The organism is Janthinobacterium foliorum (assembly GCF_978021625.1).
The window spans coordinates 1-387 of the sequence record NZ_CDXDQE010000069.1 but is presented as its reverse complement, the minus strand read 5'-3'; the positions used below and the strand labels follow the sequence as shown (position 1 = coordinate 387).

Annotated in this window: 1 protein-coding gene; it reads right to left on the bottom strand. The window is 62.5% G+C overall.

The annotated features are described in order from the left end of the window. Positions 1–24 precede the first annotated feature (24 nt). The coding region (locus tag ACZ92H_RS29525) for a TIM barrel protein (protein ID WP_465051983.1) at positions 25–387 on the bottom strand (363 nt) is incomplete at its 5' end.

Genomic DNA, 387 nt, shown 5'->3' with positions numbered 1-387 from the left:
TGTTCGCCTTCACCAGCAGCGGGCTCATGCCGCCTCCCGTTTCAAGCGCGGGATGGCGTCGACCAATTGCGCCAGGTAATCGTGGCCCATCTTCGCGTACTGATAGCTGGGGGCGACGGCCGGGTCCTGCTCCGCTTCCACCACCAGCCAGCCCGCGTAACCGTGCAGATATAAACGCATGAGGATGGCGGGAAAATCGATGCTGCCATCGCCGGGCACGCTGAAGGCGCCGTTGATGACGGCCTGCAAAAAACTCCAGTGGCCATTCTTCGCCAGCTTCACGACATTCGGCCGCACGTCCTTGCAATGCACATGGCAGATGCGGGCGATATGCTTGTTCAGCACCGCCAGCGCGTCGCCGCCGGCAAAGGTGATGTGGCCCGTGTC